Source organism: Bacillus sp. GMs2/2, from assembly GCF_050172095.1.
Taxonomy (GTDB): domain Bacteria; phylum Bacillota; class Bacilli; order Bacillales; family Bacillaceae_G; genus Bacillus_A; species Bacillus_A cereus.
Genome location: NZ_JBNLYE010000210.1, coordinates 1 through 7067 on the forward strand (window position 1 = coordinate 1; position 7067 = coordinate 7067).

Here is a 7067-nt window from a genome sequence, read left to right on the forward strand (position 1 = left end):
AACAAGCCATTACTTAATAAATATCGCTCTATGAAATTAGTAGTTGCCAATTTTAATGTCCATTTGTTCATAAATTGAGGAACATTTAGCGATTTAGCATTTTTTTTAGCAACAGGTGGCTGAAGTAAAGTGATTGCATACTTCTTATCTATGTACTCTTTTACCAATGCTTCTAGAAGAATAAACGCACCGAATGAATGGCCAATTAGATGTGCACCATTCACAGCTTTCTCCAATAACTTTTTCACTACATTCAAATAGATATCTAGAAGATTTTTCTCTCGTTTAAAAGGAGAACGTCCCAAACCTGGAAGATCCAAGATCCATACAGGTTGACCAGTTTTTTCATGAAGCTCTTGTGCTAAAGGAAATAAATCCTCTCCATCACTCAATAAACCATGTAATAATATAAACGGTTTACCCTCTCCTTGTAATTGGTAAAGGGTAGTGTTATCGCATAATGTTCGTTTAAATAAATGATTATGCTGGCCATTTTGATCTATCATTCGATAATCCAAATCAGCTACTACGGCAGGGAGAAATTTCATTACACTCGTCTTCTTAAACCAATCCCCTCCCATAATTTTTTTCGCTGAAACATTTGAAAATTTTCGTTTTGTAATAAAATTCAGTCCATCAGAAGGAATTTTTGTTATTTTACTTACTCCACTATTCATAATTGTTTTCATAAGCGGCATTGGAACCGAGATCTTTGGTGCCCTCATATTCATACTTTCCGACATAATACTTAATAATTCAGCAATGTTCTGATCGTGCTGTTTGTCTTCAACAAGTGTATATGTTTGAATAGTCGGTTGCTCCAACCTGAAAACCTGCACAATAAACTTCGCAAACTCATCGTTTGAAATAAGTGGTAACCTATATCCCTTACCTCCAGGAATCACTGGCATGAGCCCTCTTCGCATACTCATCACAAGCAAACCTAATCCTGCTATCTGCTCTGTACTCCCTGTTTTGCTACTACCGACTACAGTTGGTGGATTAATTACAGAAAGCGGATAACCTACTGCTGATGCCTGCTGACGGATATAAAGATCTGCTAAAAATTTTGTTCTCTCATATGGATTTTTTATTTTCAAATAACTGTTTCCTTCTTTAAACACATCAATTGCAATCTTGCTATTTTTATCATCAAAGGGACTCATATAACCTACAACATGAATAAATTGTTGCAAGCCCTTCAATTGATGAATACTTTTAGCTAATTCACTAATATGTTTGGCACCATTTAAAAATACGGAAGCTGCCTCTTTACTTGTCGCTTGAATATCCATGGGGCCTCCTGCGTGAATAATCACATCCGTTTTCAATACCCTCTCCTTATCTTCAGCACTTAGACCTAAATCTATTTTCGTCAAATCACCTTCGATAAAGTGCATAACTTCCTTTTTTAAGATGCCTCTTTCTTGAAAAAGACGTATTGCTTTACTTTTCGACCTCACTAAAAGCAGAATTTTAACATCCTCTTTGGCTAATTCTTTCACTAATTGCTTTCCAATAAAGCCTGTTCCACCAGTTAAAAATACTGTTCTCATATAAAATCCCCCTTTTAGTACTACTCAGTACTAATTTGATGTAAAAAAAATGCTTCTTTTATCGAAGCAATTTTAAAAAATGATCTGCTGTTTTCGTGATTACAGTTGCATCCTTCAATGTTTCTGAAATAAATAACGCTCCTTCAAGATTTGTAATAAAAAGTGATGCAACCTCATCAATCTGAATCGTATTTCTAAATTCTCCATTCTCTACCCCTTGTTTAAGTAATAGAGAAACTTTCTTTTGTAATCCTGTAAAAAAAAGACCTATTTTTTCTTTTATTTGCGTGGCCTGTTTAGGACTTTGAATATAAAGAGTAATAAATGGACAGCTCCCCTTATACTCTCTCGACTGAACTCCTTGTGATAATTGCTTTAAAAACAGTTGGATACGATCTTCAACTAAAAATTGATTCTGAGAAAGTACGTCATCAATTGCAGATTGATACATTTCAATCCAATAATCAACGACTCCTTCTAATAATTGTTCCTTATTAGAAAAATGATAATACACATTAGACTTTGAAACTTTGCTTACACGTACTAATTCATCCATACTTGTATAAGCAAACCCTTTTTCTAAAAATAATGTTGCAGCTACTTCAATCACACGTCTTTGATTCATTAATTTTACCTTTGTCATAACTAGAACTATATAGTACTAATTTAAATATTACAAGTATTTATGTTAATTTAGAAAAAAGTTTGATTAAAAAAGTTCCACTAACATTGATTTTACTGCAAAAAAATCTTAGCATCAGTGTTACGCAAAAAAGAAAGGGAGTGGATCCCCCACTCCCTTTAACCATCTACCCCTGATTCTTCTGCGCTTCTCTAAACTCCTCCTTCACCTTCTCTAACAACCCTTCTTCCGTAATTAATCGATATGCCGTATTCGCTAGTGCTTTTGCCGATGTAATTAATGCTTTATCTCCAAGTTCTGAACGTGCTGCTTCTCTAAATTCATTCGTATGTGCAATTAAATCATCTGGACCGATTTTAATGTACGGATGAATTGTCGGTACGACTTGGCTTACGTTTCCTGCGTCGGTTGAACCAATCCCTACTCTTTCTTTACGATTTACATCTTCACCTAATAGTTCTAGTTCTTCCGCTACGATATCGTTATATGTTTTTGTTACGAGTAATTCATCGATTTCATTTTGGAATTGATGGATTTTTACTTTCGCACCTGTTGCTAATGCTGCTCCCTGTGCGATATTTTTTACTTTTTCTGTTACTTCTGCACATCTTTTTCGCGTTGCTGCACGGATGAAGAATCTTGCTGCGGCATAGTCAGGAATAATATTAGGTGCTTTTCCTCCCTCTGTAATGACGCCATGAATTCTCACGTCTGACGGAAGTTGTTGGCGAAGTGCGTTAATACCGTTATAGAGCTGAATAACCGCATCTAATGCGTTAATCCCTTCTTCTGGCGAAGCTGCAGCGTGAGCTGTTTTTCCGTAAAAATGAAAATCAAGCGGATCGACCGCTAGTGAAGGACTCGTTGTCGCTGTCTTTCCGCTTGGATGAATCATAAGCGCCGCATCAATGTTTTTAAATAAGCCTGCCTTTACATAACTCGATTTTGCGCTACCGTTCGGTCCTCCTTCTTCAGCTGGTGTTCCGAACACGACAACTTCCCCGCCAATTTCTTCAAGCGTTTCTGATAATGCAATTGCTGCTGCAACGCTAATTGTGCCAATTAAATTGTGACCACACGCATGACCTAGTCCTGGTAAAGCGTCGTACTCCGCTAAAAATGCGATTGCAGGTCCTTGTTTTCCAGAGCTTTTTCGCGCGATAAATCCCGTTTCATGTCCAGCTATATTGTGCTGCAACTGAAATCCTGCACTGCCTAGCAATAAACTTAACGTTCTAGATGCATAAAACTCTTGGTTACCAATTTCCGGATTCGCATGAATATCATGACTTGTTTCTATGTACTTTTCCTTATTTCTTTCGATACTCTCTTCAATTGTTTTTCTTTGTGACGCTACTCCTGTCGCTCCCATTTTTCTTCCTCCTTTTATTTTCACATAAAAAAGCCTCTTTCTAAAAGATAGAAAGAGGCTTCTGTATATACAGTCAAAATGAGCTTCTTTCTTATCTTTCAAGTTACCTTGCTGGAATTGGCACAGTATTCATAACGAATCCGCTGCCGAGGTATCATAGGGCCAGTCCCTCCACCTCTCGTGATAAGAATTTTCATAAAATTATATTAAATTATTTTTTATTCTAAGTTCATTCCAAGTAAAAGTCAAGGAATTCCTATCCGAATTTACCGAATATCTAAAAATCCTTTTAATACACCAATTGTCTCAGGTGCTTGCAGTCTTGCACATACGTACGGAAATTCCGTACTACCTTCAAACATCATTTGAGATGTAAGCGGTGCGCCTGCCCAGAAGATTTCATCATCAATTACGATAAACGGGAATGCTTTATTTTGTCTTTGTAACTTTACATTTTTCAGTGGAACTGGTCCATCACTATACACTGTTATTTGCGCATTTGTACGCATTAACGCTTGCCATACTCGTTTATCCACTTGTTTTGTACTTGGAAGTGAAATAATAATTTTTCGTTTTGCGGCTAAAATATCTTTTAATAACCCTTTCGGCTCTTCAAGATTCATTTCCATAAACCAGCGTAAACGTTTCGAAATTTTCCGTTCCCACAATTGTCTTGATGTCGTGCGATCATACACATCTCCGTGACGTTCTATATGAGCTGTTAATTGTGATAATGCTTGTTTTCTCGAAAGGTTTTTACGCATATAATGGCAATCTGATAATTGAATGAACTTCCCTCTCGCCCTTGTCACTGCTACATTGACGAGGCGATGGTTTTTGTGATCAAAGAATAATACGCCAGGTCGTTCTTGCGGATAACTGTCAACCGTATCAAAGATCATCATATCTCTTTCAGAACCTTGGAACTTATGAACTGTCGCCGCTAAAACTGGTATGTTTTGATATTTCGTTCTCTGCAATATTTCTCTAATACACGTTGATAAAAAGCGTGACTGCGCCCTGTAAGGTGTCACAATACCAATTGATTGCACACCGTCTAACAATCCGATTAACATCATTTGCATTGCTACTAAACCAGACATAATGTTAAAACGTGAACCAGAAGCAGCATCTTTTAACGAAAAAGCTCCCATTTGGCTCGTATCAAATAAAACACTCGCTTCATTTGCGAACGGCTGCAATTGCGCAAGTTCTTTACGCTCTGAAACAGACGGATGATCGTATACTCTATTTTTATAAATAAACGAATTCGTAAACTTCGATATATCCGCATGCATACGTCTTTGTTCCTGCAACATAAATAGGTTTGGGTGTGCTTCTGATTTATTAACAGACTCAACAATCCCAGCATGGTAAAACATATCTTCCCCAAGCCATTTGCGAACGAGTTCATGATTTGCCATCGCAATTGGAGGTAACTGTAAAAAGTCACCGCAAACGACGATACGTTTTCCAAGTGAAGCAGCTAATGCAATTTGCGGAACATATGCCATACTTACTTCATCTACAACAACTAAATCAAATGTGCGCTCATAAATAAGTGAATCAATGGCACATTTTGATAAAGTTGCGCCGATTACTTTCGCATTTTCAATATATTCTTTTTCTACTTCTTTAATTTTAGCCTTTTGCTTTCGAAGATCACTTTCAATCTCTTGTATACGCTTCTTATCAGCAGATGTTGCTTTATACGATAAGATTTTTTCACGAAGATCTTGTCGTGTCTCTTCTAAATAGAGTCTTTCCTCACCCCAAGATCCGTTCGTCGTTTCAACTAACTTCGACGCAAGTAACGTTTCATGATTTCGTATATGTTCATGTTGACTATAACCATAACGAACAATTTCACCAGGCGTCCATTTCTTTTTCTTCTCAATTTGCTTCGTTACTTCACTCATTAATACGTCTACTGCCGCATTACTATGAGCCAACACAAGTACCGATTTTCCTTTTTGATAATGAGCCGAAATAATACGTGATAAATTGTAAGACTTCCCTGTTCCCGGCGGTCCCCATACGTACGTTGTCGGATTATAAAACGAACGATATGCCAGTTCATTTTTCGGATTTTTCATCTTCTCAATATGTTTCGGACTGCTCGTCCCATCAACAAGACGCTTTATACGATTACGTTTCAGCTTATCTTTACGTGCTTCTTTCAACCTCTCTTGTAGTTGCTCTAACAATTGCCACGGTTCACTATATAAAACAGCTTCTCGTATTTCACCTTGTATATAATCATTTAATTTCAGTTCTATTTCTAATCCATGTACAGACAATACTTCTCCTGTCGCTTCCTCACCATCAAACTCAATTCGAATGGGTGAACCTTCAGGTAAGCTTACTTCCGAAATAAGCTGAAATACGTATACTGTACTTTCATAATCTGTATATAAAAAACGACCATTCATGATAGAAATTTTACTACCACCTATCGTTTTCCAATGTTTAATTTCATATGCTAATGCATAATGCCACTCTTTCATCGTTTCCGATAATGAAGGAGTTTGAGTAGTTGTATTCATCGTATAATCTCCTTCCTTCTCCCCAAACATACTTTCTCACTATACCATATAACACGCTAAAATTTGTAAGGTTTTTATCTTGCTTATTTTCTTAATTTTCAATAATATATTGTATATAATTTTCAGAAAGAAGGAATCTACATGCCAGTTAGAAGAATTGAACACGTCGGACTTATGGTTGCAAACTTAGAAACATCTATTTCATTTTATGAAGAAGTAGTCGGCTTACAGCTCATGAAACGTATGGGTCATCCGAATCCAGACTTAAAACTCGCTTTTTTAGGTGTAGAAGAATCAAAAGAAACGATACTAGAACTCATTGAAGGCTACAACTCTTCTCTTCCGGCAGAAGGAAAAGTACATCACATTTGCTTTAAAGTGGATTCATTAGAGGATGAGATCGAAAGACTGAAGAAACACGCAGTAACCTTTTTACTAGGAGAAGAAATCGAAACATTACCAGATGGAACACGTTACATATTCTTCGCTGGTCCTGATGGAGAGTGGATTGAGTTTTTTGAGACGGAGAGATAAAGCAAACCTTTATTTTGCGGGATAGAAAAGGAGCCGGAATTCCGACCCTTGTTTTTAACCAGTAACAATGAAACATACCTCCAACCTAAGAATTTACCAAGATTAAAAACACAATCATTTTGTTAGGAGGAGAAAATGGGAAATACAGTCTTTATTATTGTTTTTTGGATACTGATACTATTTCCAATCCTTTATGTAATCAAGATAAAGGATTGGAATATAAAAATAGCTGCCTTATTTGTTGGAAGGATTCTATTAAGCATTTTCTATTTCATAAATGGAATGGTGTTAGGTCTGCAACGAAATTGGGTAGAATCTCCCTATGAAACAGAATGGGATTTCTTTGTAAAGTCTTTACTAAACGGAAAAACTGATGCACTTATACACTTGTTACTTCTAATTATTATCATTACTTT

General features: G+C 36.6%; 6 protein-coding genes and 1 riboswitch. Of the genes, 2 read left to right on the plus strand and 4 right to left on the minus strand.

What is annotated here, in order from left to right:
• The 4 genes from ACQGS6_RS20125 to ACQGS6_RS20140 form a co-directional block, all read right to left on the minus strand.
• Positions 1-1556 (minus strand): alpha/beta fold hydrolase (locus ACQGS6_RS20125; protein WP_426965478.1); only part of this gene is annotated, 1556 nt, incomplete at its 3' end.
• Between the two features lie 58 nt (positions 1557-1614).
• On the minus strand, positions 1615-2181 hold the full coding sequence (locus ACQGS6_RS20130) for a TetR/AcrR family transcriptional regulator (RefSeq protein ID WP_001076335.1): 567 nt from the start codon (positions 2179-2181) through the stop codon (positions 1615-1617).
• A 184-nt stretch (positions 2182-2365) separates the two neighbouring features.
• Positions 2366-3571, minus strand: a complete 1206-nt coding sequence (locus ACQGS6_RS20135) for a M20 family metallopeptidase (RefSeq protein WP_000501346.1) — start codon at positions 3569-3571, stop codon at positions 2366-2368.
• An 88-nt stretch (positions 3572-3659) separates the two neighbouring features.
• A riboswitch (SAM riboswitch) is annotated at positions 3660-3761 on the minus strand.
• Between the two features lie 76 nt (positions 3762-3837).
• Complete coding sequence (locus ACQGS6_RS20140; RefSeq protein ID WP_426965479.1) at positions 3838-6147, minus strand: AAA domain-containing protein; 2310 nt, start codon at positions 6145-6147, stop codon at positions 3838-3840.
• A gap of 111 nt (positions 6148-6258) precedes the next feature.
• Here ACQGS6_RS20140 and ACQGS6_RS20145 point away from each other — a divergent pair, with 111 nt between their 5' ends.
• Positions 6259-6651 (plus strand): VOC family protein, encoded by a 393-nt coding sequence (locus tag ACQGS6_RS20145; RefSeq protein WP_001145284.1) that lies wholly within the window; start codon positions 6259-6261, stop codon positions 6649-6651.
• Between the two features lie 135 nt (positions 6652-6786).
• Positions 6787-7067: hypothetical protein (locus tag ACQGS6_RS20150; RefSeq protein ID WP_426965480.1), on the plus strand; the 281-nt coding region annotated here is incomplete at its 3' end.